The organism is Janthinobacterium sp. CG3 (genome assembly GCF_000344615.1).
Lineage (GTDB): Bacteria > Pseudomonadota > Gammaproteobacteria > Burkholderiales > Burkholderiaceae_D > Janthinobacterium.
On the sequence record NZ_KB467824.1, the window covers coordinates 5,115,277 to 5,140,050 of the forward strand.

Genomic DNA, 24,774 nt, shown 5'->3' on the forward strand with positions numbered 1-24,774 from the left:
CTGAGCGCGCGCCGCGGCGGCAATCGGCCGCCTGCCACGCCGCTCAACCCGGCCGCGTCATCTCAAGCGGGACGATCCATTGCTCGAACTGCTCGGCAGTGACGAAGCCCAGCGCCAGCGCCGCCTCCTTCAGCGTCGATCCCTCGTGCTGCGCCTTCTTGGCGATTTGCGCCGCGCGGTCGTAGCCGATGTGCGGCGCCAGCGCCGTCACCAGCATCAGCGAGCGCGCCATCAGTTCGCCGATGCGCTCCAGGTTCGCTTCGATGCCATGCGCGCAATGGCGGTCGAAACTGCGCATGCCGTCGGCCAGCAGGCGCGCGCTTTGCAAAAAGTTGTGCGCAATCAAGGGTTTAAACACATTCAACTCGAAATTGCCCGATGCGCCGCCCAGCGTGATCGCGACATCGTTGCCGAACACCTGGCAACACAGCATCGTCAGCGCCTCGCACTGGGTCGGGTTGACCTTGCCCGGCATGATGGAGCTGCCCGGCTCGTTTTCCGGAATCGACAGTTCGCCCAGGCCCGAGCGTGGACCGGAGGCCATCCAGCGCACGTCGTTGGCCAGTTTCATCAACGCGGTGGCCAGGGTTTTCAGCGCGCCGTGCGCCGCCACCAGCGCGTCGTGTGCGGCCAGCGCGGCGAATTTGTTGCTGGCGCTGGCGAACGGCAGCGCGGTACGCTCGGCCAGCTCGGCGGCGATACGTTCGGCGAACTGCGGATGCGCGTTCAGGCCCGTGCCCACGGCGGTGCCGCCGGCGGCCAGTTGTAACAGCGGCGGTAGTGCCGCCTGGATAATATGCTCGGCGAAATCGAGCTGGGCCACATAGCCGGAAAATTCCTGTCCCAAGGTCAGCGGGGTGGCGTCCTGCAGATGGGTGCGGCCGATCTTGACGATGTCGGCGAACGCGGTGGCCTTGCCGTCCAGCGTGTCGCGCAACTGCCGCAGCGACGGCAGCACCGCCTGCGCCACCGCCAGCGCCGCCGCGACGTGGATCGCGGTCGGGAAAATATCGTTTGACGACTGCCCCATGTTGACGTCGTCGTTCGGATGCAACAGCCGCTCGGCGCCGCGGACGCCGCCCATCAACTCCGAGCCGCGGTTGGCCAGCACCTCGTTCATGTTCATATTGCTCTGGGTGCCGGAACCGGTCTGCCACACGGCCAGCGGGAACTCGGCGGCGTGGGCGCCGGCCAGCACTTCGTCGGCCGCCCGCGTGATCGCCAGCGCCTTCGGCGCGTCCAGCAAGCCCAGGTCAAGGTTGACCTTGGCGGCGGCGCGCTTGACCACGGCCAGCGCGGCGATCAGCTCGGGCGGCATGCGTTCGCTTGAAATATGGAAGTGCTCCAGTGAGCGCTGCGTCTGCGCGCCCCACAATTTATCGGCGGGCACCTCGATCGGGCCGAAACTGTCGCGTTCAACTCTGTTATTCACGGGCCTTCCTTTCGTCTACGGTGAGCTGGCAAGTGTACTCCAGCGGTTGAAAATTGCGTCGGGGCTACAAATCGGCGATTTCCTGCCGTTATAGCAGATACACTTCCTTCCAATACACACGACATACGAGCGACCAGCCCATGCAGCGCAGCGCCCCCTTCAGCTTGATCCGACGCGCCGGCGTCATCGCCACCGCCGCGCTGGCCTGCGCCGGTGCGGCCGCGGCCGAACTGGGCGAGCCGAGCGTGCGTTCCTACCTTGGGCAGCCGCTGGTGGCCGAGATCGAACTGACCGCGCTGGCGCCGGACGAAGTGGCGGGCCTGCAAGTGCGGCTGGCCTCGCCCGACGTCTACCGTGGCGCCAACATCAGCATGGACCCGGTGCTGCAAACGGTGCACCTGGCCGTGCTCCGGCGCGAGCAGCGGCAATACCTGCGCGTCACCTCGCCGCGCCGCGTCGACGCCGACTACCTGCACCTGTACTTGGAACTGAGCGCGGGCGGGCGCAGCGCCGTGCGCGCCGTCACGCTCTGGCTGTCGGCGGACCCGGCGCCGGCGTCGACACCCGCGCCGGCACCGGCGCCAGTGATTGCACACGCGCCCGTGCCCGCCTCGCCGGCCGCAGCCGTCTCGGAAGCGGCGCCCAGTCCAGCCTTGGTGGCGGCGCGGGCGCGCGCCGCCATGCCCGAGCGAAGGGAACCCGCGCCCGCTCCCGCTCCGGCCATGGCGCGTCCGCCCAGCCATAAGCCACCTCGACAAGCCGCCGCGGCGCCGGCCGTGCCGCATACCAGCGTGCCGGCGCAGCTACCAACACCAGAGGCGGCGGCAACTTGCGGTCCCGGTTCCGCCGGCCAAGCCAAGGCTTGCCGGGTGCTGGACCAGAAAAACGCGGCGCTAACCAGCAAACTTGTTGAACTGGAAGGCAAAATAAAAATATTGCAGCGGGAACTGTTGCCGGGGCAGGCGGGGCTGAAACCGCAGCCCATCAGCGCGCTCGCGCCGCTCAAGGCAAAACCCAAACCGCTCGCCGCCGCAGCCAAAAAAGCGCCGGCCACCAGCCCGATGCCGCTGGCACTGGTGGGCGGCGGCGCCGTTGCGTTATTGTTGCTGATCGGCGCGGCGCTCTACTTGTACTGGCGTCGCAAGAAGGCGGCCGTGCCGGGTGCACCGTCCACATACTGGGTATTGCTGCGCAAACCCTTCCGCCGCAAAAAAGCCCTTGAAGGCGCCGACGCAGCCGCCGTCGAACCCGTTCTGGACGAATAAAATATTATCTAAAAATAAATCAATGCTGAGATTCAATTGTGCGGGCCAATTCCCGAACATATAGGTTATACTGACTTCAGTGGTCTTGCACCACGACAAAAAACAGGTCAGGACCTGGCGCAGTCACCAACGATGGAGTGGCGCGACAAACAGGTTTAACGTTGAATAAACGTCCTGCCCTGGAAGCGGTTTGCGATGCCAACGATGCGCACGCGAACGCCGGATGCAACCGGCGAAGAGGCGACACCAGGAGATACCTGGTGCTCGCTCTCCAGAATTCATCCAGCGGTCCCCCCCCCCAAAAAAAAAAGCGCCCGCAGGCGCCTTCGATTCGGTAGTGCGTGTCGATTTTAGTGCTTTGCCGGCATGATGTTGGCCAGTTGCCCCATCCATGGCTCGGTGGCGTCGCGCACGGCGCGGTCGTTGGCCAGGATTTGTTTCAGCAGGTCGATCTTGCGCATGCGCGGGGCGCCGCTCAGGGCCGGTACCGCGCCGGCGCTGGCGCCGCGCGCCTCGCTCGCGCATTGGCCTTCCAGTGTGCTCAGGGCGTCCCAGTCGCTCGCGCGCGCGGCCGATACCATTTGATTGGTGATGCCGGCAATGTTTTCGTACATCGAAAGGACTTCGGTGGAGGTCATGAGCGCACCCGTAGCTAAAATTGAAAAAGATTACTGCTTGTCTAGGTTAGCGGCGGCGCTTTTGGAAACTTTAGGGTGTTTTTGAAAAAAGACGAAAATAAAGTGAAATAATTTTGACGCGGCCGTTGGACGGCGCTGGAGCGGGGCAGGGGGGGCGAGGAAACGGGCCGCCGCAGTCGCCGCGGCCCGCCTTGCATGCGTGGAAAGTTAGTGGACCAGTTCTTCCAGGCCGGCGCTGAGGTCGCTCAATGGCGGCATTTTCTCAATCAACAGGTCCGGCGCCAGGCCCAGCGCCTCCGCTACCTCGGTCGGATAGCATCCCGCGATTTCCTCTTCGCTCAGTTTGGCTTCGTCGACCCGGGCGCGCCAGGCGGCCAGGTGGATCACCGCCGCCATCCGGTTCAGTTCCGGTTTGTTTACCGGGTCCGGGAAGGCGCCGATGGCTTCCGAGAACGGCTCGGGGAATTTCCAGCGCTTGGCCAGTTCCGCGCCGACGTCGGCGAAGCAGTAGCCCAGCGAGGCCATTTCGGCGTCGAGCCGGCGCGCGTCCAGCGGCGGGGCGATTTTGTCGAGCTGGATCGCCTGCTCCGGCATCGCCGAGTGCAGCACTAGTTGGCCGATCGCGTGCATCATGCCGATGGTGAACGCCAGGTCGGTGTTTTCGCCCGCTTGCTTGGCGATCCATTTGGCCGAGACGGCGGTGTGCAGGCTGTAGCGCCAGAATTCCTTCAGGTCGAGGCCGGGCACGGCCTTGAAGCCGCTGACCAGGCCGGAGCTGATCACCAGCGTGCGCACGGTAACGAAGCCGAGCATCAGCACGGCGTCTTCGACGGTGCCGATGCTGCGCGACACGTGGTAGTACGCCGAGTTGGCCAGGCGCAGCAGTTTTGCGCTCAGCACCGGATCGGTGGACACTTTCTTGGCGATTTGGTCGGTTGAGACGCTCGCGTTGTTGAAACTGTTGATGAGCTCCTCGACTACTTTGGGAGCCGTGGGCAAGGCATGGGGGTTTTGGAAAAGCGCCTCAAGTTTCATTTTTTGGTCTCCTGTGTGTGTCCACGTTACTACCAAGAACTATATTCCGATTTGTCGCCGCAAGGCAAAAATTTGCGGCGAAATTGTGGCATTTCCGCCCGCGCGTTTTAAAGCCAGCATACCAATATATTTACCCCGTGGAAAGTTCAATTGTGCGCGCCGCGATGGCGTCGGGTTTTCCGCCCCGGCAATCCGCCGTTCAGGGCGGGCAAAACGCAGCTTGTCGCAATGTGCGGTTTTTTTCCGGCTCCCGGCTTTATAGTTGATCTTGAGTACAAGCGTCCGCGTCATCCGCCGCATTTCCACCTAGAATCAAAAAAGGCACACCCATGCACACAGCTTTTCGATCGTTGCGGGCCGCACCGCGCAAAAACACCGTCGCGCTGGCATTCTGCGGCGCCGCGCTGGCGTTCGCGCCGGCGTTCGCCGCCGCCCAGCCGGCCCGCGCGCCGGCGCAGGCGCGCCACGCGCTACTGCCGGGCGACGATTTTTACCATTACGTCAACGGCGCCTGGATGGCCTCGACCGTGATCCCCGCCGACCGCGGCGACTGGAGTTCCTTCGCCGCCCTGTCCGAGGAAACCAACCAGCGCGTCGTCAAGCTGATCGAAGCGGCCGCGGCCGCAGGTGCGGCGGCGCCGCAACCGGCCCGGCAGGTTAGCGACTACTACCGCGCCTATCTGGACGAGGCGGCGATCGAGGCCAAGGGCATGGCGCCGCTCAAGCCGCTGTTGCAGAAAATCGACGCCCTGCGCAACAAGGCGGAGCTGACCGGCGCGCTCGGCGCCAGCCTGCGCGCCGACGTCGACCCGCTCAATATGACCGATTTTTTCACCGAGAACCTGTTCGGCCTGTGGGTCGCGCAAGGCTTGACCGACTCCTCGCGCAACCTGCCCTACCTGCTGCAGGGCGGCCTGGGCATGCCCGAGCGCACCTACTACCTGTCGGACGACCCGAAAATGGCGGCCTTGCGGACCCAGTACCAGGCGCATATCGCCGCCACGCTGAAGCTGGCCGGCTACGCCGACGCGCGCGCGCGCGCCAAGCGCGTGTTCGAACTCGAGCACGCCATCGCGCTGTCGCACGCCAGCCGCGAAGACTCGGCCGACGTCGTCAAGGGCAACAACGTCTGGCGCGCGGCCGACTTCGCCAACCTGGCGCCCGGCATGGACTGGGCCGCCTTCTTCAACAGCGCCGGCCTGGGCGGCCAGGACAGCTTCATCGTCTGGCATCCCAACGCCCTCAGCGGCGCCGCCGCGCTGGTGGCCGCGACGCCGCTGGCGACGTGGCAGGACTTCCTGCGCTTCCACACCGTCAACCAGCTCGGCGGCGCGCTGCCGAAGGCGGTGGCGGCGCAGCGCTTCTCGTTCCACGGCCGCGCCCTGAGCGGCGCGCAACGGCAGCCGCCGCGCTGGAAGCGCGCGCTCAGCGCTACCAATGCCGCGCTGCCGGACGCCGTCGGCCAGATGTACGTCGAACGCTACGTCGCGCCGGAGTCGAAGGCGCGGGTCCAGCAAATGGTCGGCAACATCGTCGCCGCCTTCTCGCGCCGCGTCGAGCAGCTCGACTGGATGGCCCCGGCCACCAAGGCCCAGGCGCAGGAAAAGCTCAAGACGCTGTACGTCGGCGTGGCCTACCCGGAGCGCTGGACATCCTACCGCGACCTGGAGGTGGTGCCGGGCGACGCCTTCGGCAACATGCTGCGCGCCGAGCAGCACCATTATGCCCAACAGCTGGCCAAGCTGGGCCAACCGGTCGAGCGCAGCGAATGGGCGATGCCGGCGCAACTGGTCAACGCCGTCAACCTGCCGTTGCAAAACGCGCTGAACTTCCCGGCCGCGATACTGCAGCCGCCGTTCTTCGACCCGAAGGCCTCCGACGCCGCCAACTACGGCGGCATCGGCGCCACCATCGGCCATGAAATCAGCCACAGCTTCGACGACCAGGGCGCCCAGTTCGACGCCCAGGGCCGCCTGCGCGACTGGTGGACGGCGGCCGACCTGGAGCACTTCAAGCGCGCCTCGGCGGTGTTGGCGGCGCAGTACTCGGAGTACCGGCCGTTCAAGGACCTGGCCGTCAACGGCCAGCTGACGCTGAGCGAAAACTTGGCCGACCTGGCCGGCGTGGCCGCCGCCTACGACGCCTTCAAGGCCGCGCAGGCGATACCGGAGTCGGCCGACGCCGACCGCCAGTTCTTCCTTGGCTACGCCGAAACCTGGCGCAGCAAGGCGCGCGAGGCGAGCGAGCGGCAGCGGCTCGTCACCAACGGCCACGCCCCGGCGGCCTATCGCGCCGCCACCGTGCGCAATCTCGACGCCTGGTACAAGGCCTTCGACGTCAAGCCGGGCCAGGCGCTGTATTTGGCGCCCGGCCAGCGCGTGCGCGTCTGGTAGCAAGCCGGCCCGGCGCCATCCCGCGACAGCGCGCGGCGCATCAGGCACAATGTGTCTTTGCGCCGCGCGCGCCGTCCGCCCATTTCCCCGCCATGACCGCCACCCCCGACGCTTTCGCGCACATCACCGGCCCCACGCTGGCCCACTACGAACACACCGCCGCGCAGTTTTTCGAGGGTACGCGCGACCACGACGTCAGCCAAAACATCGCCGCGCTGCTCGACGCCATCGAAGCGCCAGCGCCGTACACCATACTCGACCTGGGCTGCGGCCCCGGGCGCGACCTGGCCAGTTTCACGGCCATGGGGCACACGGCGGTCGGCGTGGACGGCTCGGCCAGCTTTTGCGCGATGGCGCGCCAGCACAGCGGCTGCACCGTCTGGCACCAGGACTTCGTCAAGCTCGAGCTACCGCCGCGGCATTTCGACGGCGTCTTCGCCAACGCCTCGCTATTCCACCTGCCCAGCGCGGCCCTGCCGCAGGTGCTGGAGGCGTTGTGCGCGACGCTGAAACCCGGCGCGGTGCTGTTCAGCTCGAATCCGCGCGGACAAAACCAGGAGGGTTGGAACGGCCCCCGCTACGGCAGCTACTACGACTACGCCACCTGGGAACGCTTCATGACGGCGGCCGGCTTTGTCGCGCTCAGCCATTACTACCGGCCGGCCGGCTTGCCGCGCGCGCAGCAAGCGTGGCTGGCCAGCGTCTGGCGCAAACCCGGCTGAGCGGGAAAAATTACTTTTCCACTATGTTGGCAAGCGCACAGAACCATGCCGCTATTGCTTCTATGATTCATTCATCCGCGGCGCACCAGAGCCGCGAAGCTCGGACCGAAGTAGGTTCCATTGACAGATGTATCAACCATTTCCAAGGAGTTCATCATGAACAAGAACCAAATCAAAGGCGAAGCAAAAGACATCGGCGGCAAAATCCAGCAGGAAGTCGGCGAACTTGTCGGCAGCTCGAAGCAGCAAGCCAAGGGTGTGGCCAACCAGGTCGAAGGCAAGCTGCAAAAGCAGGTTGGGAATATGCAGGAAGCCGTTGAAGACGCCAACGACCAAGCTGTCAAAAACGCCAACAAGCAACGTTAACCTTGTTTGCCGCGCCCGCGCTGACGCGCCCGGCGAGGATGAAAAAACAGCCGCGACGTGCGGCTGTTTTTTTTCGGCTGCGTTTTCCAGCGTAGATTATGGCTCTCCGCCGCCGAGGTTTTTCTTGAAAAACGCCTCGATGGTCGCATACACGTGGCGCTGGCCGGCGCGCGACGAGATGCCGTGTTTCGCGCCCGGATACGTCATCAGGTCGAAGTGTATGCCGCGGTTGACCAGCGCGTCGATCATGCGCGTGGTGTTGGTGAACAGCACGTTGTCGTCGGCCATGCCGTGCACCAGCAGCAGCGGCGAACGCAGCCCGTCGAGGTGGGCGTACACGCCGGCGCTCTGGTAGCCGGCCACGTTGTTTTTCGGCGCGTCCATGAACTGCTCGGTGTAGTGGGTGTCGTACAAGGCCCAATCCGTCACCGGCGCCACCGACACGCCCATCGCGATCTTGTCGGACGCCGCCGCCAGCAGGCGCAGCGTCATAAAGCCGCCGTAGCTCCAGCCGAACACGCCGATGCGCTTGGCGTCGACAAAACTCTGCCGGCCCAGCCAGTCGATACCGACCAGCTGGTCGGCCACCTCGGCCGCGCCCAGGTTGCGGTAAATCGCGTCGGTGAAGACGCGTTCGCGGCGCGACGAGCCGCGGTTATCCAGCCGGAACACCACGTAACCCTGCTGCGCCATGTACTGGTCGAAATGGTTACCCCAGCGCCGCGCCACGTGCTGCGCGTGCGGCCCGCCGTAGGTCGACAGGAACACGGGGTAGCGCTTGAACGGGTTGAACTTGGCCGGCTTCAGCAGCGAGTAGTGCAGGCTCTGGCCGTCGGCCGCCTTCAGCGTGCCGTACTCGGTCGGCAGATGGTTGGCCTGGTATTTGCCGTACGGGTGCTCGGCGCTCAGCGCGTTCTGCTCAAGCCAACCGACCATCGAACCGTCGGGGCGGCGAATGCTCACCTGCGGCGGCGTGTCCGGGTCGGAGAAGGTGTCGACGAAGACCTCGCCGTTGCGCGCGAACGCGGCGTCGTGCCAGCCGTCGCCCTGGGTAATGCGCGCCGGCTGGTCGGCCGTGCCGCCGTCCAGCGCCAGCGCGTAGGTCTGCTTGTCGATCACCGCGTCGCGGTTCGAGGCGACGAACACGCGGCCGGCTTTTTCGTCGACCGCCAGCACATTGTCGATGCCCCATTCGCCGCTGGAAATCGGGTGCAGCAAGCGACCGTCAAGGTCGTACAGGTACAGGTGGTTGCGGCCGCTGCGCTCGGACGACCAGATGAAGGCGTCGCGCCCGCTCAGGAAGCGCAGGTCGTCGTGGATGCTGACCCAGGTCTTGGAGGTTTCGGTGATCAAGACGCGCTGCGCCAGCGTGGCGGCGTCCACCGACACCAGTTCCAGGCGCTTCTGGTCGCGCGTCTGGCGTTGGAACAGCAGGGCCTTGCCGTTGGCGCTCCAGTCGGCGCGCACCAGGTAAATGTCCTGCTCGGCGCCCAGCTCGACCTGGCGCCGCGCGCCGGTTTCCGGCGAAACGATCAGCAGTTGCACCAGCACGTTCGGGTCGCCGGCGGCCGGGTAGCGCTGCTCGACGACGTCGGTGCGGTCGGCGAAAATCTCAAAGCGCCGCACCACCGGCACCGGCGCCTCGTCGTAGCGTTTGTAGGCGATCGCCGAATCGTCCGGCGCCCAGTAATAACCGGTACGCTGGCCCATCTCTTCCTGCGCCACGAACTCCGCCTCGGCGTTGTGGACGGTGCCGGCGCCGTCGTTGGTCAGCTGGCGCTCCCGGCCGCTTTCCAAGTCGATCACGAACAGGTTCTGCTCGCGCACGAAGGAGACGTAGCGGCCCTTCGGCGAAATTTTCGGATCGAGCACATTGCCCGCCGCGACCAGGCGCGCCGCGTCCGGCTTGGCGACGTCGACCAGGTACAGGTTGCCGCCCAGCGGCACCAGCAGTTGCTTGCCGTCCGGCGACCAGCTATAGCTGAGGATGCCGTTCAGGCTGGAGGTGCGGTCGCGTTCGCGGCGCGCCTTCTCCTGCTCCGACACCGTCTCGTTCGGCACCAGCGCCGTCGAATCGACCAGCAAATGCGCGCGCTTATCCTTCAGGTTGAATTCCCACAGGTCCAGCTGGAACTGGTTGTCGGGGCGGCCGCGCAGGAAGGTCACGCGGGCGCCGTCGGGCGACACTTTCAGATTGCGCACGCCGGGACCGGCCAGCGCCGGGTCGGCGTGGATACGCTCCAGGGTCAGGCGCTCGGCGCCGGCGGGGGCGCTGGCCAGGGCGGCCAAAAAACACAGAATAAAGCGCATGGATATCTCGGTGAGGGTGGACGGGGTACGGCCCAACAAGGCTGTGGGCCATGCGCAAGACGATACCAGAGCGCGATGCTTTAAGCGATAGCCCGGGATTCGGAATAAGCCGGGAAAAGCCGTGCATCGTTCGGCAAGGCGGGGCAGAGCCGCCGGGCCGTGCCGCCACAACGCCGCCCGCGGCGCCTACGCCCCCAGCGTGCCGTCGATTACCGTCACCGAATGCCCGCCTATCCACGGCTGGCCGTCGCGGTAGCGCACCGCCACGCGGCCGTCGCGCTGCAGCAGCGCGCCCTGGCGCGCGCTGTACGCGCGTGCCGACGCGGCGCCGTCCGGAAACCCCTGCGCCTGTAGCACGCGGGCGATGCAGGCGTTGGCGCTGCCGGTGACGGGGTCCTCGATCAGCGCGCCTTGCTCGACCAGCAGCGCCCGAACCTCGTAATCGGCCGGGCCAGCTGCGCCATAAGGGCCGTAAATGGCCACGCCGTCGACCTCGCAACGCCGCATCAGCCCGGCCAGCGCGGCGGCGTCGGCGCGCACCTCCAGGCAGGCCTGGGCGCTCGCCATGCGCGCGACCAGCCAGCGAATGCCCATGTTCGCCAGCACCGGCGGCGTCGCCGGCGACGGCGTCAGCGCGGCGCCGGCCAGCGCCGCTTCGAGCAGCGCGCGGTGGTTTGGATCGAAGGGCCGCAGCTCGGCGGCGGGCGCCTGGAATGCCAGCGAGCCGTCCGCCGCCATGTCGATTTGCACCAGGCCGACGCCGCATTCCTGGACGATGCGCGCGCCGGCCTTCGGCCGCATGCCCGCTTCGAGCAGGGCGTGCGCGGTGCCCAGCGTCGGGTGGCCGGCGAACGGGAACTCGGTCTGCGGCGAGAGGGGGGGGGCGGCTGTGAAAGCAACAAAGCCGGTCATTGCTGGCCGGCTTGTGTGGGGTGGCGCGGGGAGGGCGGGCGCTTATTGCTGCGCCGGCTCCACCGACACGCGCAGGCGCACGCGCTGGCCGGGATCGTACGACATCAAGCTGGTGTAGTTGCGGCCGCGATAGTCGTAGGTCACTTGGTAGCCGTTGTTTTGCGATTCCCAGTGGTCAACCGTGCGACATTGCTGGACCGCTTGCTCTTGCACGCCGCCACCGCCGTAGCCGTTGTTGTCGATGCGGTCGCCAGCGACGGCACCGGCGATGGCGCCGGCCGCGGTGGCGGCGGTTTTGCCGTGGCCGCCGCCGACCTGGCTACCGATCAGGGCGCCGGCAATGCCGCCAATGATGGAGCCGCCGGCGCCGCGTTGTTGCTGTTGTTGCTGTACCTGGACGTATTCGGTGCGGCATTCCTGCCGTGGACGGTTCACTTGTTCAACTTGCGGCGTTACGCGCACGACGCGGCCGAAATCTTCAAAGTCGGCAGCCTGCGCGACGGGCAAGGCGCCAAGACACAGGGCGGACAGAATCAATTTGGCTTGCAAGTTCATGTGGGACCTCGTTCGTGGGGATAGTCGGGTGTTCTAACAACCTAAGACAATGGTAATCCCGCTTTGCGCGCAAAAGGGGTTCGTATGGCAACAAATTGTAACAGCGGGGGCGCCGCCGCCGGCAGCCTGTAACATGCACTTCGACGTACGCGGCGAGCGCCGCGCAGGGGGAGGAAAGAGGGAAACGGTGGCGGCGATCGGTCGAATCGACCGGAAATGCGCGGCAAAATTCGCGGTCTGTAACAAATCTTGCGTTTGACGCTACATTCGGGTTGATTCGTTTAGTACAACACGTTACCCTAATAAGCGTATGGCGTCAGATTGACAATGCAAAAACAAAGCATAGCATAGCACGGCACGCGCATTGGCCCGCTTGCAGTGGTGCGTCGATAGGGAAAACAGCACCAGCATATCCATATAACAGGTCGATTTGAGGGAAAAATGAGTTTGTTAATAACCGTGCCGCCCAACCTTGTCCAGTCCATTCGTGCGTTCCGCGTGACCGAATTACAAGACGAGGCAGTCCGTCTCGGGCAGCACTTTTTATATGCGCATTGCCTGGCCGGTGTAACGAAACAGCAAGTGCTCGGCATTATTGCGGAGTCGTTTTTATTCCCGAAAAACTTCGCCAAGAATGTCGACGCGCTGCGCGAATGCCTGACCGACACGATGTTCAAGGCGGGGCCGCAAACCGGTTTCCTGGTGGTGTTGGAGCAGTTGCCCAACACGCAGAAATTCGACAAGGAGGCGCGCGAAACCCTGCTCGACGTGTTCCGCGACGCGGCCGATTTCTGGATGGAGAAAAAAGTTCCCTTCCGCGTGTTTTACTCCTTCGAGTAGGCGCCGCGGCGCCGCCCGCGCGCGCCCCGCGCCGGACGCGGCCGACGCCGACGCGGTCCGGCTTTTCGCGTGCTGCGCCGCAACAAATTTGCGCTGCTTCCTTGGTTCGCGCCGCCATAGCAGGTACAATGCGCGGTTTGACGCCTTCTTCGCTGCACAGGAAGGCTGTCCACAAAGGCGACGCGCACGCGCAACAGAGGCCGGATCCGCCGCTCTCCCGGTCGGCACGCAACACCGTTCACCGCTTTTACGCGCCAGGTTGACGCCTAATCGCAGTCGGCTCCTTCCACTCTTCGCCTTCAACCGCGAAGTCTCTCAGAGCAAAATTGATGAAAAACATCGTTATCCTCATTTCCGGGCGCGGCAGCAATATGGAGGCGGTCGTCCGCGCGGCCCAGGCCGAGCAATGGCCGGCCCGCATTGCCGCCGTCATCAGCAACCGCGCCGACGCCAAAGGCCTGGCCTTCGCCGCCGACAAGGGGATCGCGACGGCCGTCGTGGCCAACAAGGACTACGCTAGCCGCGCCGAGTTCGACGCCGCCCTGCAAACCGCGATCGACGGCTTCGCCCCCGACCTGGTGGTGCTGGCCGGCTTCATGCGGATTTTGACGGCGCCCTTCGTCGAGCACTACGCCGGGCGCATGCTGAACATCCACCCGTCGCTGCTGCCGCACTTCCCCGGCCTGGCCACGCACGAGCAGGCGCTGGCCAGCGGCATGCGCGAGCACGGGGCGACGGTGCACTTCGTCACCGCCGAACTCGACCACGGCCCCGTGGTTGCGCAGGCAACGGTGCCGGTTTTGCCGGACGACACCGCCGACACGCTGTCGGCGCGCGTGTTGGTCCAGGAACATTTGCTTTACCCGCGCGCGATCCGCCTCTTCATCGACGGCAAGCTGTCGATCGAGCAGGGCACTGTCCGCGTGGACACACAATAAATATAGACAGGAAAATATTATGAGATTGCCACCAGCGATTCTGGCCAACGCCGAAGAAGTCTTGCGCGAAATTTTGCGTTTCACGGCGCCAGCCGACTCCACCCTGTCGCGCTATTTCCGCGACCACCCGCGGCTTGGCTCGCGCGAGCGCGGCGCCGTCGCCGAAGGCATTTACGCGGTGTTGCGCAACAAATCCTTCTTCACCGACTTCGCCGAGGCCGGCAGCGGCCCGACCATGCGCCGCCTGACCATCCTCGGCCTGGCCGAGGCGATGGGCGCCGATTCGCTGGGCGGCTTGACCGAGGAAGAAACCGAATGGCTGGAACGCATCACCCAGATCGACCGCAACCTGATGCAGCCGACGATGCGCGCCAACATGCCGAAATGGCTGTATGACAAGCTCATCGCCCAGTACGGCGAAGCCGAAACGATGCTGCTGACCGACGCGCTGAACGCGCCGGCGCCGCTCGACCTGCGCGTCAATTCGCTGAAGTCGAACCGCGAAGACGTGATGGTCGCGCTGGCCGAAGCGCCGGTGCTGAGCACGCCGACGCCGTACGCGCCGCTTGGCTTGCGCGTGCTGAAGAAGCCGTCGCTGCAAAACATGCCCTTGTTCCAGAGCGGCGCAATCGAGGTGCAGGACGAGGGCAGCCAAGTGCTGGCGCAAATCGTCGGCGCCAAGCGCGGCGAGATGGTGGTCGATTTCTGCGCCGGCGCCGGCGGCAAGACGCTGGCGCTGGGCGCGCTGATGCGCAACACCGGCCGGCTGTACGCCTTCGACGTGTCGGAAAAACGCCTGGCCAAGCTGAAGCCGCGCCTGGCCCGCAGCGGTCTGTCGAACGTGCATCCGGTGCAGATCGCGCATGAGCGCGACGCCAAGATCAAGCGCCTGGCCGGCAAGATCGACCGCGTGCTGGTCGACGCGCCGTGCAGCGGCCTGGGCACCCTGCGCCGCAATCCCGACGTCAAATGGCGCCAACAGCCGCAATCGATCGTCGAACTGCAGGAAAAGCAGGCCGCCATCCTGGCCGGCGCGGCGCGCCTGGTCAAAGGCGGCGGACGCCTGGTGTACGCGACTTGCAGCTTCTTGAACGAGGAAAACGACCAGATCGCCGAGCAGTTCCTGGCGGGCCACCCGGACTTCTTCCTGTTGCCGATGTCGCAGGTTTTGGCCGAACAGAAAATCGACCTGGAAATGGGCGACTACTTGAAACTCTTGCCGCACCGCCACCATACCGACGGCTTCTTCGCCGCCGTGTTCGAGCGCAAAGTCATGCCTAAGAAAGTCTTCGCCGACAAGGTGGAAGACGCCGACGGCGCGGAAGCGGCCGCCGAGTAAGGCGGGCCGCGGCAGGGCGCCGCGGCTTCGTCGTTGCATTCATCAAACCAAGGGCCGTTTGCCTTGGGCTGATGTTTTACGCCGCCGGCGCGCTAAGATTGACACTTTTGATTTTTTAGGCTTCGTTCACTTCCCCCACGACATGAACCAAATCCCGCTCCTGAGTCTGATCGCCGATTTGGCCGACGATGTGCGCAATCCGGCGATGATGTGGCAGATTGGCGCCATTCTCGCCAGCGTTATCCTCGGCTGGGCACTCGCCCACGGCTTGCGCGCGGCCTTCGTGCGCAACACGCAGGCGCCCACCGCCGAACATTTCGGCATCGAAAGCTTCATGCGCGTGCTCACGCCAGCGCTGATTGCCGGCCTGATGGCCGTCGCCCAATATTTCCTGAGCAAATCGCAGCACGTCCACGCCCTTAGCGTCGCGCTGCCGCTGTGCAGCTCGCTAGCCTTGATTCGTTTCGGCTTCTATATGTTGCGCAAGGTCTTCGCCCGCCACGGCCAGGTCGGCGCCGCCCTGGTGACGTTTGAGAAAGTCTTCGCGCTACTGGTGTGGCTGGCCGTGGCCTTGTACATCACCGGCCTGTGGCCAGACCTGTTCGAGTACCTGGACCAGACCACGCTGCCGCTGGGCAAACACAAGGTGTCGGTCGCCACCATCTTGCAAGCCATCGTCTCGGTCGCAGTGTTGCTGATGCTGGCCATGTGGGCCGGCGCCACGCTGGAAGACCGCTTGATGAAGCTGTCGGGCATGCATTCGTCGCTGCGGGTGGTGATGGCGCGCATGGCACGCGCCGTGCTGATCCTGCTGGCGGTGCTGCTCAGCCTGTCGCTGGTGGGCATCGACCTGACGGTGTTGTCGGTGTTCGGCGGCGCGCTTGGTGTCGGCCTCGGCCTGGGTTTGCAGAAGATCGCCAGTAACTACGTGTCCGGCTTCATTATCCTGCTCGACCGCAGCTTGTCGATCGGCGACATGATCACGGTCGACAAGTACAGTGGCCGGGTGACGCAGATCAACACCCGCTACACGGTGTTGCAGGGGCTGGACGGGATCGAGTCGATTGTGCCCAATGAAATGTTCATCGCCGGGGCGGTGCAAAACTCCTCGCTGTCAAACCGCAATTTGGCGCTCTCGACCCAGGTGTCGGTGGCCTACGAGTCCGACTTGGAGGCGGTGCTGGTGATGCTGATCGCCGCCGCCGCCAGCGTTGCGCGCGTGGCCACGGAGCCTGCGCCGTCGGCGACCTTGTTGCGCTTCGGCGCCGACGGCCTCGACCTGCAAGTGGGCTTCTGGATCAGCGACCCCGAGAACGGCCGCGGCGGCGTCACCTCCGACGTCAACCGGGCGATCTGGCACGCGCTGAAGGCCAGCAATGTTTCCGTGCCCTTTCCGCAGCGCGAGGTGCGCATTGTCGGCGCGCCGGCCGGCGCCGGCGCTTTCGCCGCCGAAGCGGGCGGCGCGCCGGGCGCCGCCCCCGGCGTTGTGCCCGGGTAGATGTATCTCGGCAATGCTTCGCTTGAAAAATCTGAAAGCAGCGTACAATTGCGTTCAAAATCGAGAAAAACGGACCTCTCTGGCGTAGCGGGAGCGACCGTCAACACGCCATTCACTTTGGAGCAGTAATGACTTTAAGTTCAGTTGTAAATGCCACGCTGGAGTTTCTGGCCAACGGCATCACCGGCTTTTCGGGCTGGGAAGTATTCTTTTACACCTTGGCGGTAACCCATATTACCATCGCCAGCGTGACGATTTATTTGCACCGCCACCAGGCCCACCGCGCGTTGGAGCTGCACGCCCTCCCCAGCCATTTCTTCCGTTTCTGGCTGTGGCTGACGACCGGCCAGGTCACCAAGGAATGGGCCGCCGTACACCGCAAGCACCACGCCAAATGCGACACGGTGGAAGATCCGCACAGCCCGGTCACCCGCGGCATCAAGAAAGTGCTGTTCGAGGGTGCCGAGCTGTACCGTATCGAGTCGAAAAACATGGAAACCATCGAGAAGTACGGCCATGGCACGCCAGACGACTGGATCGAACGCAATCTGTACACCCGCTTCAGCTGGCAGGGCGTGGTTGCCTTGTTTTTCATTAACATCGCGCTGTTCGGCGTGCTCGGCGTGTCCGTGTGGGCCGTGCAAATGATGTGGATTCCCGTCACCGCCGCCGGCATCATCAACGGCATCGGCCACTATTGGGGCTACCGCAACTACGACTGCGCCGACGCCGCCACCAACATCATTCCGTTCGGTATCCTGATCGGCGGCGAGGAATTGCACAACAATCACCACACCTTCGCGACGTCGGCCAAGCTGTCGTCGAAATGGTATGAAATCGATATTGGCTGGGGCTATATCCGCGCCTTGGAAATGATGGGCCTGGCCAAGGTGAAGAAGCGCGCGCCGGAACCGAAGTTCGCGCACGGAAAAATGGAAGCCGACTTCGACACCCTGCAATCGGTGATCGCCAACCGCTACGACGTCATGTCGAAGTACGCCAAGTCGATCAAGCACGCGTGGAAGGAAGAATTGGCTGTGCTCAAGGGCAAGGCCGAACTGGAGGCGCGTTTCCTGAAATCGTCGCGTAAGCTGATGCAACGCGAGCCGGGCAAGTTGGAAGGCGCGCAGCAGCAACAACTGAGCGAATTGTTCCAACACAGCAAGGCGTTGGAAACCATGCACCACATGCGCGTAGAACTGGGCGTAATTTGGGAGCGTTCGCACTTCACCCGCGACCAGTTGCTGCACAAGCTGCAAGACTGGTGCGCGCGCGCCGAGGCGTCCGGCATCAAGTCGCTGCAAGAGTTCTCTTTCCGTCTGCGCAGCTATTCCTGACGCCACCGCGTCCGCGTAGCAGCAAAAAGCCCCGCTTGCGGGGCTTTTTTACGCTCATTGACAAGTGAAATCGTTGAACGCGGGATATCCCGCCTCCGGTAATTTTTGCGCCCAGTCTGTCAAGAAACCGCGCGCCGCTTGCCCGTCTTGGAACTTGCCGCCCTTAACGAGCATATTCTCCAGATAGGCCAATTCCTGGCAGACAAAGGCCCGATCCTGGGTAGCCAGCAGCATCGCCAGCATTTCCTCTGCCTCTTGTTGGGCATTGTTATGTTGTTTCATCAATTGATAGCGGCGCCGATACAGCGGCGCCGCCGCGCTGCTAAAGTCGGGCCGGAAACCGAAACTGGCGCCGTCCTCCCGCAAGCGGTACACCAATGGAAAATAGCGCGGCCCCGTCAACTGGGGGTAAACGTCGCGCCGCATGACGACGCCGAATACGCGGCCATCGCTGCCCACATGGAGCGGCTCGTTGCCATCCTGCATATCGAGCGTGGCAACGTCTAGCGACGCCCCGGCACTGCGCAAGACCTTATAGGTGTAGTGCCGGCCGCCCAAATTGCCGCATAGGGCAAGCAGATGCGGCGTCAGTAGTGTCATCGCGGGGATGGCGTCACAACCTGGTTGCAACGGCGTGTCCTCGGAATAGACTACCCGGCGGTCGGCGGCGCGCAGCACGCTGATGCGGCCCACCGCAGCGCCGTGCAGATCGCCCGGCCCGTCCTCCAGGCGGGGTTCGAACTGGAACAGGCGTGCGGCGCTACCGCTACCGGTCCGCATGTCGGAGGCGGTGGCTCCGGTCGTGCAAGCGGCGCTTGCCCAGATGGCGACCACGGCAAGGGTGCGTATTGGTTTCATGGAAAGCGCCATTCACAGTAAGGCTGGGAAAAGGAAATCGGCCGCCCAGGCGGGGAGGCGATTCGCGGACGTAAAAAAAGCCGCTCGTGGAGCGGCTTTTTCCCAAAGCGACAGAGACCGGATTACTTGATCTTTGTTTCTTTGTACGTTACGTGCTTGCGAACTTTAGGATCAAATTTCATGATCTCCATTTTCGCAGGCGTGGTACGCTTGTTTTTGGTAGTCGTGTAGAAGTGACCCGTACCGGCGGTCGATTCTAACTTGATTTTGTCGCGGCCTGATTTTGCCATGATAGCTCCCTTATTCTGCTAATTAGACTTTTTCGCCACGAGCGCGCATATCGGTCAATACGGCGTCGATGCCGACTTTGTCGATGACGCGCAGACCGGCGTTGGACAAGCGCAGGGAGACCCAGCGGTTTTCAGATTCAACAAAAATACGACGATTCTGCAAGTTAGGCAGAAAACGACGTTTGGTTTTGTTGTTTGCATGGGAAACATTGTTGCCGACCATCGGCTTCTTCCCAGTGACTTGGCAAACACGTGCCATATCGCACTCCTTAAGGACTTCCACAATTGGAAAAACGAGAGTATAGCCAAAAAACTCAGAATTATCAATGACTTGTGAAAAACAATTGTGTCATGTTGTTTTAAATAAATTTAACAATTGCGTTTTTCGCGGTTTACGCCCGCGGCGGCGCGGTAAACCCGCCTACCGGCCGCGTCCGGCTACAACTGGCCGTGCTCGGCGAACGAGTGCACCATGCAGCCGGCCACGACGAAATGGTCGAGGATGCGCACGTCCACCAGGGCCAGCGCCTGCACCAGCGCGCGCGTGAGCAGCAGGTCGGACTCGCTGGGTTCCGGCGTGCCGGATGGATGGTTGTGGGCCAGCATGACGCCGGCGGCGTTGCGCGCCAGCGCTTCCTTGACCACTTCGCGCGGGTAGACGCTGGTGTGGGTCAAGGTGCCGCGAAACATTTCCTTGGCCTCGATCAAGCGGTTCTTGACGTCCAAAAACAACACGTAGAACGATTCATGCGATTTGTTGCTCAGCATCAGGCGCAGGTACTCCTTCACCGCCTGCGGCGAGCTGAGGGCCTGGCCGGCCGTCAGTTGCTCGCCGATGGCGCGGCGCGCCAGCTCCATCACCGCCTGCAGTTGCGCGAACTTGGCGGCGCCCAGGCCGTGCACGGCGCAAAAGTCGTTCAGGCTGGCGCCGAACAGGCCGCCCAGCGAGCCGAAGTGTAATACGGTGTCGCGCGCCAGGTCGACCGCGCTCTTGCCCTTGACGCCGGTGCGCAGGAACAACGCCAGTAGTTCGGCGTTCGACAGCGCCTGCGCGCCCTCGCTGATGAGGCGTTCGCGCGGCCGTTCGTGGGCCGGCCATTGATTAATTCCCATGTTTCCCCCCGAAATGTGCCGCCGTCCGCGCAGTGCCCGCGGCGGCGACGGCAAGGTGGCTTACAATATCGCTTTGCCTGCTAACTGAATATTATGTCCAACGTCGAAACCGCGGTCGTCACCAAATCGGCCTACCTCACTTTGCATTATCGTCTCGCCAGCGCCGGCGGTACTGATATTGTCACTACCTTTAACGGAAATCCGGCCACCCTGATGCTGGGGCAGGGCCAACTGGCGCCCTTCCTCGAGGACTGCCTGATGGGCCTGCCCGAAGGCAGCCACCAGCGCTTCGAGCTGGCCGCCGCCGAAGCCTTCGGCGAACGCAACCCGGAGCTGGTACAGCCGGTCACCCGCGCCACGCTCGACGAAAACTCGGTGCCGGGCGCCGACTACAAGATCGGCGACCTGGTCGACTTCGCCGCGCCGGGCGGCGGCCGCTTTGCCGGCGTGTTGCGCGAACTGAAGGGCGATTCGGCGATTTTCGACTTCAACCACCCGCTCGCCGGGCAGGCGCTGACGTTTGAAGTCCAACTGATTTCGGTGCTGTAAGCGGCCGCGCCGCATAGATAAAAGGATGAGCGATGGACAAAGAAATTCTGCTGGCGCAACCGCGCGGCTTTTGCGCCGGCGTCGACCGCGCCATTGAAATCGTCGAGCGCGCCTTGCAGCAGTTCGGCGCGCCGATCTACGTGCGCCACGAAATCGTGCACAACGCCTACGTCGTGGCCGACCTGCGCAACAAGGGCGCGATCTTCATCGACGACCTCGACGACGTCCCGGCCGGCAACACACTGGTGTTTTCCGCGCACGGCGTCTCGAAGGCGGTGCGGGCCGAGGCCGAGTCGCGCGGACTGAGCATTTTCGACGCCACCTGCCCGCTGGTGACCAAGGTCCACGTCGAAGTGGCGAAGATGCGCCGCGAGGGCCGCGAGATCGTCATGATCGGCCACGACGGCCATCCCGAGGTCGAGGGCACGATGGGCCAGGCCGAGCGCGGCATGCACCTGGTGGAGACCCTGGCCGACGTCGCCGGCTTAAACGTCGACAACCCGGACATGCTGGCCTACGTGTCGCAAACCACCTTGTCGGTCGACGACACGGCCGACATCATTGCCGCGCTCAAGTCGCGCTTCCCGAATATCGCCGAGCCGAAAAAAGGCGACATCTGCTACGCCACCACCAACCGCCAGGAGGCCGTCAAGTTCATGGCGCCGCAGGTCGACCTGGTGATCGTCGTCGGCAGCCCGAACAGCTCGAACTCGAACCGGCTGCGCGAAGTGGCCGAGAAGATGGGCGCGCCGGCCTACATGGTCGATAGCGCCGCGCAAATCGATCCGGCCTGGCTTGAAGGCAAGGTCAGGATCGGCGTCACGGCCGGCGCCTCGGCGCCGGAGGTGCTGGTGCAGGCAGTGATCGACCGCTTGAAGGCGTGCGGCGTGCGCAGCGTGCGCGCGCTGGACGGGGTGCAGGAGGCGGTGACGTTCCCGATGCCGCGGGGACTCGACGGCGTCAAGGCCGGCGCGCTGTAGCGGTCTGCCTGCCACAAAGGAACGGCCGCCTCGCGCGGTTGTTTTGTATAGGCCCAAAAGAAAAATCGATGGCGGCCCTGCGAACAGGGCGGCCATCGATTCGATGCGACGCCGGACCAGCCGGCGTACTGGCTTACATGATTACTTGGTCACTGCCAGCAGCGAACGCTTGCCGCCTTTGTAGGTGTACAAGGTCAGGGTGCCTTCGAGCATGTCGCCTTTGGCGTCAAACGCGATATTGCCGGTCACGCCTTTGCGCTTGGTCTTGGCCAGGAAAGGCAGGTACTTGGCAGGATCGGACGAACCGGCTTTCTGCATTGCCTCAACCATGGTCATAACGGAATCGTACACGTACGGAGCATAGATCTGCACGTCGACGCCGAATTTTTTCTTGTATGCCGCTTTGAAGTCGTCCAGGGTCGATTTTTGTGCATCTTCGACGCCGCCGGCTTCCGCGCAGACAACTTGATTGTCAGCCATCGCATCGCCCGCCAGGGTGGCCAGCGCTTCGGTACAGATGCCGTCGCCGCCCATCAGCTTGGCATTGATGCCCAGTTGTTTCATCTGGCGCAGCATTGGGCCGGCTACGGCGTCCATGCCGCCGAAGAAGATCACGTCCGGGTTTTTGGCTTTGATGGCGGTCAGGATGGCGCCGAAATCGGTCGCCTTGTCGGTGGTGTACTGGCGGCCGACGACTTCGGTGCCGGCTTTTTTGCTGTTCACGCCTTTGATGAACTCTTCGGACACGCCTTGGCCGTACGCGGTGCGGTCGTCAATCACGGCCACTTTCTTGGCCTTGTTGATTTGCACGGCGTAGCGACCCAGCGTGCCGCCCAGCTGGCCGTCATTGGCGACCAGGCGGAAGGCGGTTTTGAAACCTTGTTGGGTGTATTTCGGGTTGGTTGCCGATGGCGAAATTTGTGGGATGCCGGCTTCGTTGTAGATTTTCGACGCCGGGATCGTGGTGCCCGAATTCAAGTGGCCGATCACGCCTTGTACTTTTGCATCGACCAGTTTCTGGGCGACGGCGGTGGCTTGTTTTGGATCCGCAGCATCATCCTCGGTCAGCAGTTCCAGTTTGACTTTTTTACCGCCGATCATCACGCCCTTGGCGTTCAGTTCGTCGATAGCCATGCGTGCGCCGTTTTCATTGTCTTTGCCCAAGTGGGCAATCGCGCCTGAGATCGGGCCAACGTGGCCAATCTTGACAACTTCTTGGGCAGCGGCTGTACCGGCGAATGCGAAAGCAATGGCGCCAGCCAGTGGCATGATTTTTGTACTGATCTGCATTAGGTCTTCTCCAGAGGATTTAAAAAAACAGGGACTTGCCATTTTTTTCTTACCGGGCTAATCGAGTAGCCTCTATTTATCATCCGCCGTACCGCAAACCGCTCAAGCGCATGCTGTCGTTGTGCTATCTTATCTCGATGGCGCAGCGCCGAATATTCGCGTTGGTTGCGGTTCGGAGCACGATGACACAGCGCCGGGCCATGTGTCAATACGCAAAAGCGCATCTGGGCCCGTTCCATGCCTCATTTTATATAGCGGCGCCAACATCCGGGGGACGAGGGCGCCGCTTTACCACCATACTGTTATAGCCGTCGTCGATTAGAACTTGTGACGGAGACCGACGCTGAACGCGCTCGAGGTCGAACCCAGGGCTTGCTCTTTCGACGCGTCGGCCACGCCACCGCTGGAGGCATCGCTCACGTAGTTACGCGCGCCTGCTTCGTTTTTGATGCGTGCATACGAGGTGTACAGGTTGGTGCGCTTCGACAGCGAGTACAGGTAACCGACGGCGATCTGCTTGGCGCCTTTTTTCGAATTGGCCATGCGGTCGTTTTTGTCGATGTAGGAAGCCAGGAAGCTGCCTGGACCGACCGGTACGCTAGCGCCAACCATGAAGTCGCGGTACTTGGCCGTTTTGCCATCGTTGACTTCTTCGGTTTCGTAAGCCGCATGCGCGGTGACCGGACCGAAGTTGTAGGTCGCGCCGACCAGGATGTCTTCGGTACCGTTCGAACCTACGATGGCTGAATTCGAGGCGACTTTGTTCCAAGCCGCGGTGACCAGCAGTGGACCTTTGTTGAAGTCAACCGAGGCGCCGGCTTTGGCGTTGACTTTGTTGCCGTTCGACGATTCACCGGCGCCGAACAGGGCGGTTGCGGTGAAGCCGTTGATTGCTGGCATCGAGTAGGTAATGGCGTTGTCGACGCGCACGGTGCCAGCGCTCATCAGGTTGGTGGTGGCGCCCGACAAGCCGGTACCGAACGGATCGATAGCATCCATCGACAGGAAGATTGGGTTGTATTGACGACCCAGGTTCACGGCGCCGAAGGCACCCGACAGGCCAACCCAAGCCTGGCGACCGAACAGACGGCCACCTTGGCGTTGCGCGCCGGTATCGAGGTCGAAACCGTTTTCAAGTTGGAAGTTCGCCTTCAAACCGCCGCCCAGATCTTCCGTACCTTTAAAGCCCAGGCGATTGCCCGATTGCACACCGGTAGACAGCTTGGTGACGGCGCCGGCAATAGCGCCGGTCTCACGGGTAATACCTGCGTCGACTACACCGTAGATGGTGACGGACGATTGTGCGGATGCGACGCCGGCGATCGATGCCAGGACTGCGAGTGCGAGAAGCGTTTTTTTCATTTTTGGGTCATCCTAAAAGAGTATGTTGTACAACTTCTTAATGCTGCAATCGGCTCAGCTGTATGCTGGTCGAGGTCTGCTTGTTCTGTCGATTCAAGAAGCTGAGCTTATTTGACCAAAGATTACTTACTTAACATACAAAAATCATGCGAAATCAGAAATTGAATGTAGTTTGTAGACATTTTTACGACACATTATTGCTTTAATGTAATTATTTGACGCATTTAATGATTTTTATGTCAACATTTATTATCTTGACGGCGGCGAATAAAAAACGGTCGCCATCGGCTTTCCTGGCCCGGGCGGGGGTCTCGGCACCCAGCTCTCTACCCACTCGTCTAACATTTCCGCAAAAGCAACAGAATTTTATTTGGAGTGTCGCTAAATTCCCGTGATGTTTATCGTATTCTTAGTTATTATGGCAGCGCTTTAGAGATTGCCTTCTAATCATTTTGGCTACTGTATTCGACAGGCAACGGCAAAGCACCTACCGCACACGGGGACGAACAGCACATGTCACCGATGTCAGCGCGTAGTCGCGGCCTATGGCTGTCATCACAGCACGCACGCGGGGCGCCCGAAGTGTTGTTTTTTTGGGTGTCGTTTGTTCTGATAGCGTTCGTTGCGCAAATATAATTCGACTCATAAAGGGCAGGCAAAACATGGATACATTTATCCAACAAATCATCAACGGCTTGGTGCTGGGCAGCATGTACGCGCTGGTCGCCCTGGGCTATACGATGGTATATGGC

24 protein-coding genes are annotated in these 24,774 nt (G+C 62.9%); 11 read left to right on the forward strand and 13 right to left on the reverse strand.

The window, feature by feature from the left end:
* Window positions 1–43 precede the first annotated feature (43 nt).
* Complete coding sequence (gene fumC, locus JANGC3_RS0122715) at window positions 44–1,432, reverse strand: class II fumarate hydratase (RefSeq protein WP_026133372.1); 1,389 nt, start codon at window positions 1,430–1,432, stop codon at window positions 44–46.
* A gap of 140 nt (window positions 1,433–1,572) precedes the next feature.
* Here fumC and JANGC3_RS0122720 point away from each other — a divergent pair, with 140 nt between their 5' ends.
* Window positions 1,573–2,697, forward strand: coding sequence for a type IV pilus assembly protein FimV (locus JANGC3_RS0122720; RefSeq protein WP_026133373.1), 1,125 nt, complete (start codon window positions 1,573–1,575; stop codon window positions 2,695–2,697).
* A 350-nt stretch (window positions 2,698–3,047) separates the two neighbouring features.
* Here JANGC3_RS0122720 and JANGC3_RS0122725 read toward each other — a convergent pair whose 3' ends face one another.
* The 3 genes from JANGC3_RS0122725 to JANGC3_RS32965 all read right to left on the reverse strand — a co-directional run bounded on the left by JANGC3_RS0122725 (window position 3,048) and on the right by JANGC3_RS32965 (window position 4,661).
* Window positions 3,048–3,335: a flagellar protein FliT gene (locus tag JANGC3_RS0122725; protein WP_017878789.1), complete on the reverse strand. Its 288-nt coding sequence runs from the start codon at window positions 3,333–3,335 to the stop codon at window positions 3,048–3,050.
* 207 nt (window positions 3,336–3,542) lie between these two features.
* Window positions 3,543–4,370, reverse strand: coding sequence for an HDOD domain-containing protein (locus tag JANGC3_RS0122730; RefSeq protein ID WP_026133374.1), 828 nt, complete (start codon window positions 4,368–4,370; stop codon window positions 3,543–3,545).
* A 39-nt stretch (window positions 4,371–4,409) separates the two neighbouring features.
* Window positions 4,410–4,661 (reverse strand): hypothetical protein, encoded by a 252-nt coding sequence (locus JANGC3_RS32965; RefSeq protein ID WP_157406837.1) that lies wholly within the window; start codon window positions 4,659–4,661, stop codon window positions 4,410–4,412.
* A gap of 38 nt (window positions 4,662–4,699) precedes the next feature.
* Here JANGC3_RS32965 and JANGC3_RS0122735 point away from each other — a divergent pair, with 38 nt between their 5' ends.
* From JANGC3_RS0122735 to JANGC3_RS29885, 3 genes are all read left to right on the forward strand, one after another.
* Window positions 4,700–6,763 (forward strand): M13 family metallopeptidase, encoded by a 2,064-nt coding sequence (locus tag JANGC3_RS0122735; protein WP_051068338.1) that lies wholly within the window; start codon window positions 4,700–4,702, stop codon window positions 6,761–6,763.
* A gap of 92 nt (window positions 6,764–6,855) precedes the next feature.
* A complete protein-coding gene (locus JANGC3_RS0122740) occupies window positions 6,856–7,485 on the forward strand; it encodes a class I SAM-dependent methyltransferase (protein WP_017878792.1) in 630 nt (209 codons plus the stop codon).
* 156 nt (window positions 7,486–7,641) lie between these two features.
* A complete protein-coding gene (locus tag JANGC3_RS29885; protein WP_017878793.1) occupies window positions 7,642–7,851 on the forward strand; it encodes a CsbD family protein in 210 nt (69 codons plus the stop codon).
* 96 nt (window positions 7,852–7,947) lie between these two features.
* Here JANGC3_RS29885 and JANGC3_RS0122750 read toward each other — a convergent pair whose 3' ends face one another.
* The 3 genes from JANGC3_RS0122750 to JANGC3_RS0122760 form a co-directional block, all read right to left on the reverse strand.
* Window positions 7,948–10,161, reverse strand: coding sequence for a S9 family peptidase (locus JANGC3_RS0122750; RefSeq protein WP_017878794.1), 2,214 nt, complete (start codon window positions 10,159–10,161; stop codon window positions 7,948–7,950).
* Window positions 10,162–10,347: 186 nt separating this feature from the next.
* A complete protein-coding gene (locus JANGC3_RS0122755) occupies window positions 10,348–11,073 on the reverse strand; it encodes a PhzF family phenazine biosynthesis protein (protein ID WP_017878795.1) in 726 nt (241 codons plus the stop codon).
* 42 nt (window positions 11,074–11,115) lie between these two features.
* Entirely contained in the window at window positions 11,116–11,628 is a 513-nt protein-coding gene (locus tag JANGC3_RS0122760) for a glycine zipper 2TM domain-containing protein (RefSeq protein WP_017878796.1), read from the reverse strand.
* Window positions 11,629–12,069: 441 nt separating this feature from the next.
* On the opposite strand from JANGC3_RS0122760, the gene JANGC3_RS0122765 reads away from it, so the two are divergent.
* From JANGC3_RS0122765 to JANGC3_RS0122785, 5 genes are all read left to right on the forward strand, one after another.
* The gene (locus JANGC3_RS0122765) at window positions 12,070–12,468 is read left to right on the forward strand and encodes a barstar family protein (protein ID WP_026133375.1); all 399 of its coding nucleotides are present in this window, start codon (window positions 12,070–12,072) and stop codon (window positions 12,466–12,468) included.
* 329 nt (window positions 12,469–12,797) lie between these two features.
* Window positions 12,798–13,406 carry a phosphoribosylglycinamide formyltransferase gene (purN, locus tag JANGC3_RS0122770; RefSeq protein ID WP_017878799.1) on the forward strand — a complete coding sequence of 203 codons (609 nt, stop codon included), beginning with the start codon at window positions 12,798–12,800 and terminating at the stop codon, window positions 13,404–13,406.
* A 19-nt stretch (window positions 13,407–13,425) separates the two neighbouring features.
* Entirely contained in the window at window positions 13,426–14,745 is a 1,320-nt protein-coding gene (locus JANGC3_RS0122775; protein WP_026133376.1) for an RsmB/NOP family class I SAM-dependent RNA methyltransferase, read from the forward strand.
* Between the two features lie 142 nt (window positions 14,746–14,887).
* Window positions 14,888–16,243, forward strand: coding sequence for a mechanosensitive ion channel family protein (locus JANGC3_RS0122780; protein WP_017878801.1), 1,356 nt, complete (start codon window positions 14,888–14,890; stop codon window positions 16,241–16,243).
* A gap of 128 nt (window positions 16,244–16,371) precedes the next feature.
* Window positions 16,372–17,580 carry a DesA family fatty acid desaturase gene (locus JANGC3_RS0122785; protein ID WP_017878802.1) on the forward strand — a complete coding sequence of 403 codons (1,209 nt, stop codon included), beginning with the start codon at window positions 16,372–16,374 and terminating at the stop codon, window positions 17,578–17,580.
* Window positions 17,581–17,634: 54 nt separating this feature from the next.
* On the opposite strand, the gene JANGC3_RS0122790 is transcribed toward JANGC3_RS0122785, so the two are convergent.
* From JANGC3_RS0122790 to radC, 4 genes are all read right to left on the reverse strand, one after another.
* On the reverse strand, window positions 17,635–18,438 hold the full coding sequence (locus JANGC3_RS0122790) for a hypothetical protein (protein ID WP_157406839.1): 804 nt from the start codon (window positions 18,436–18,438) through the stop codon (window positions 17,635–17,637).
* Between the two features lie 122 nt (window positions 18,439–18,560).
* Window positions 18,561–18,728 carry a 50S ribosomal protein L33 gene (rpmG, locus tag JANGC3_RS31860; RefSeq protein WP_081611954.1) on the reverse strand — a complete coding sequence of 56 codons (168 nt, stop codon included), beginning with the start codon at window positions 18,726–18,728 and terminating at the stop codon, window positions 18,561–18,563.
* A gap of 22 nt (window positions 18,729–18,750) precedes the next feature.
* Window positions 18,751–18,987: a 50S ribosomal protein L28 gene (rpmB, locus tag JANGC3_RS0122795; protein WP_026637479.1), complete on the reverse strand. Its 237-nt coding sequence runs from the start codon at window positions 18,985–18,987 to the stop codon at window positions 18,751–18,753.
* A gap of 179 nt (window positions 18,988–19,166) precedes the next feature.
* Complete coding sequence (radC, locus tag JANGC3_RS0122800; protein ID WP_017878804.1) at window positions 19,167–19,841, reverse strand: RadC family protein; 675 nt, start codon at window positions 19,839–19,841, stop codon at window positions 19,167–19,169.
* 93 nt (window positions 19,842–19,934) lie between these two features.
* Between radC and JANGC3_RS0122805 the strand changes: the two genes are divergently transcribed.
* Window positions 19,935–20,390, forward strand: a complete 456-nt coding sequence (locus JANGC3_RS0122805) for an FKBP-type peptidyl-prolyl cis-trans isomerase (protein WP_017878805.1) — start codon at window positions 19,935–19,937, stop codon at window positions 20,388–20,390.
* Window positions 20,391–20,422: 32 nt separating this feature from the next.
* Entirely contained in the window at window positions 20,423–21,370 is a 948-nt protein-coding gene (gene ispH, locus JANGC3_RS0122810; protein ID WP_017878806.1) for a 4-hydroxy-3-methylbut-2-enyl diphosphate reductase, read from the forward strand.
* A 141-nt stretch (window positions 21,371–21,511) separates the two neighbouring features.
* Here ispH and JANGC3_RS0122815 read toward each other — a convergent pair whose 3' ends face one another.
* Both JANGC3_RS0122815 and JANGC3_RS0122820 read right to left on the reverse strand, forming a co-directional pair.
* Window positions 21,512–22,660 (reverse strand): branched-chain amino acid ABC transporter substrate-binding protein, encoded by a 1,149-nt coding sequence (locus JANGC3_RS0122815; RefSeq protein WP_026133377.1) that lies wholly within the window; start codon window positions 22,658–22,660, stop codon window positions 21,512–21,514.
* 318 nt (window positions 22,661–22,978) lie between these two features.
* Window positions 22,979–24,022 carry a porin gene (locus tag JANGC3_RS0122820; protein WP_026133378.1) on the reverse strand — a complete coding sequence of 348 codons (1,044 nt, stop codon included), beginning with the start codon at window positions 24,020–24,022 and terminating at the stop codon, window positions 22,979–22,981.
* Between the last annotated feature and the right edge of the window lie 752 nt (window positions 24,023–24,774).

What these genes read in the sequence shown, in the direction of transcription:
- purN (WP_017878799.1), top strand. Translation starts at nt 12,798, where the DNA reads ATGAAAAACATCGTTATCCTCATTTCCGGGCGCGGCAGCAATATGGAG.
- rpmG (WP_081611954.1), bottom strand. Translation starts at nt 18,728, where the DNA reads ATGGCAAAATCAGGCCGCGACAAAATCAAGTTAGAATCGACCGCCGGT.
- JANGC3_RS0122805 (WP_017878805.1), top strand. Translation starts at nt 19,935, where the DNA reads ATGTCCAACGTCGAAACCGCGGTCGTCACCAAATCGGCCTACCTCACT.
- JANGC3_RS0122765 (WP_026133375.1), top strand. Translation starts at nt 12,070, where the DNA reads ATGAGTTTGTTAATAACCGTGCCGCCCAACCTTGTCCAGTCCATTCGT.
- JANGC3_RS29885 (WP_017878793.1), top strand. Translation starts at nt 7,642, where the DNA reads ATGAACAAGAACCAAATCAAAGGCGAAGCAAAAGACATCGGCGGCAAA.
- radC (WP_017878804.1), bottom strand. Translation starts at nt 19,841, where the DNA reads ATGGGAATTAATCAATGGCCGGCCCACGAACGGCCGCGCGAACGCCTC.
- JANGC3_RS0122755 (WP_017878795.1), bottom strand. Translation starts at nt 11,073, where the DNA reads ATGACCGGCTTTGTTGCTTTCACAGCCGCCCCCCCCCTCTCGCCGCAG.
- JANGC3_RS0122775 (WP_026133376.1), top strand. Translation starts at nt 13,426, where the DNA reads ATGAGATTGCCACCAGCGATTCTGGCCAACGCCGAAGAAGTCTTGCGC.
- rpmB (WP_026637479.1), bottom strand. Translation starts at nt 18,987, where the DNA reads ATGGCACGTGTTTGCCAAGTCACTGGGAAGAAGCCGATGGTCGGCAAC.
- JANGC3_RS0122720 (WP_026133373.1), top strand. Translation starts at nt 1,573, where the DNA reads ATGCAGCGCAGCGCCCCCTTCAGCTTGATCCGACGCGCCGGCGTCATC.
- JANGC3_RS32965 (WP_157406837.1), bottom strand. Translation starts at nt 4,661, where the DNA reads ATGACGCGGACGCTTGTACTCAAGATCAACTATAAAGCCGGGAGCCGG.
- JANGC3_RS0122730 (WP_026133374.1), bottom strand. Translation starts at nt 4,370, where the DNA reads ATGAAACTTGAGGCGCTTTTCCAAAACCCCCATGCCTTGCCCACGGCT.
- JANGC3_RS0122725 (WP_017878789.1), bottom strand. Translation starts at nt 3,335, where the DNA reads ATGACCTCCACCGAAGTCCTTTCGATGTACGAAAACATTGCCGGCATC.
- JANGC3_RS0122820 (WP_026133378.1), bottom strand. Translation starts at nt 24,022, where the DNA reads ATGAAAAAAACGCTTCTCGCACTCGCAGTCCTGGCATCGATCGCCGGC.
- JANGC3_RS0122785 (WP_017878802.1), top strand. Translation starts at nt 16,372, where the DNA reads ATGACTTTAAGTTCAGTTGTAAATGCCACGCTGGAGTTTCTGGCCAAC.
- JANGC3_RS0122735 (WP_051068338.1), top strand. Translation starts at nt 4,700, where the DNA reads ATGCACACAGCTTTTCGATCGTTGCGGGCCGCACCGCGCAAAAACACC.
- JANGC3_RS0122740 (WP_017878792.1), top strand. Translation starts at nt 6,856, where the DNA reads ATGACCGCCACCCCCGACGCTTTCGCGCACATCACCGGCCCCACGCTG.
- JANGC3_RS0122790 (WP_157406839.1), bottom strand. Translation starts at nt 18,438, where the DNA reads ATGAAACCAATACGCACCCTTGCCGTGGTCGCCATCTGGGCAAGCGCC.
- JANGC3_RS0122815 (WP_026133377.1), bottom strand. Translation starts at nt 22,660, where the DNA reads ATGCAGATCAGTACAAAAATCATGCCACTGGCTGGCGCCATTGCTTTC.
- JANGC3_RS0122750 (WP_017878794.1), bottom strand. Translation starts at nt 10,161, where the DNA reads ATGCGCTTTATTCTGTGTTTTTTGGCCGCCCTGGCCAGCGCCCCCGCC.
- JANGC3_RS0122760 (WP_017878796.1), bottom strand. Translation starts at nt 11,628, where the DNA reads ATGAACTTGCAAGCCAAATTGATTCTGTCCGCCCTGTGTCTTGGCGCC.
- JANGC3_RS0122780 (WP_017878801.1), top strand. Translation starts at nt 14,888, where the DNA reads ATGAACCAAATCCCGCTCCTGAGTCTGATCGCCGATTTGGCCGACGAT.
- ispH (WP_017878806.1), top strand. Translation starts at nt 20,423, where the DNA reads ATGGACAAAGAAATTCTGCTGGCGCAACCGCGCGGCTTTTGCGCCGGC.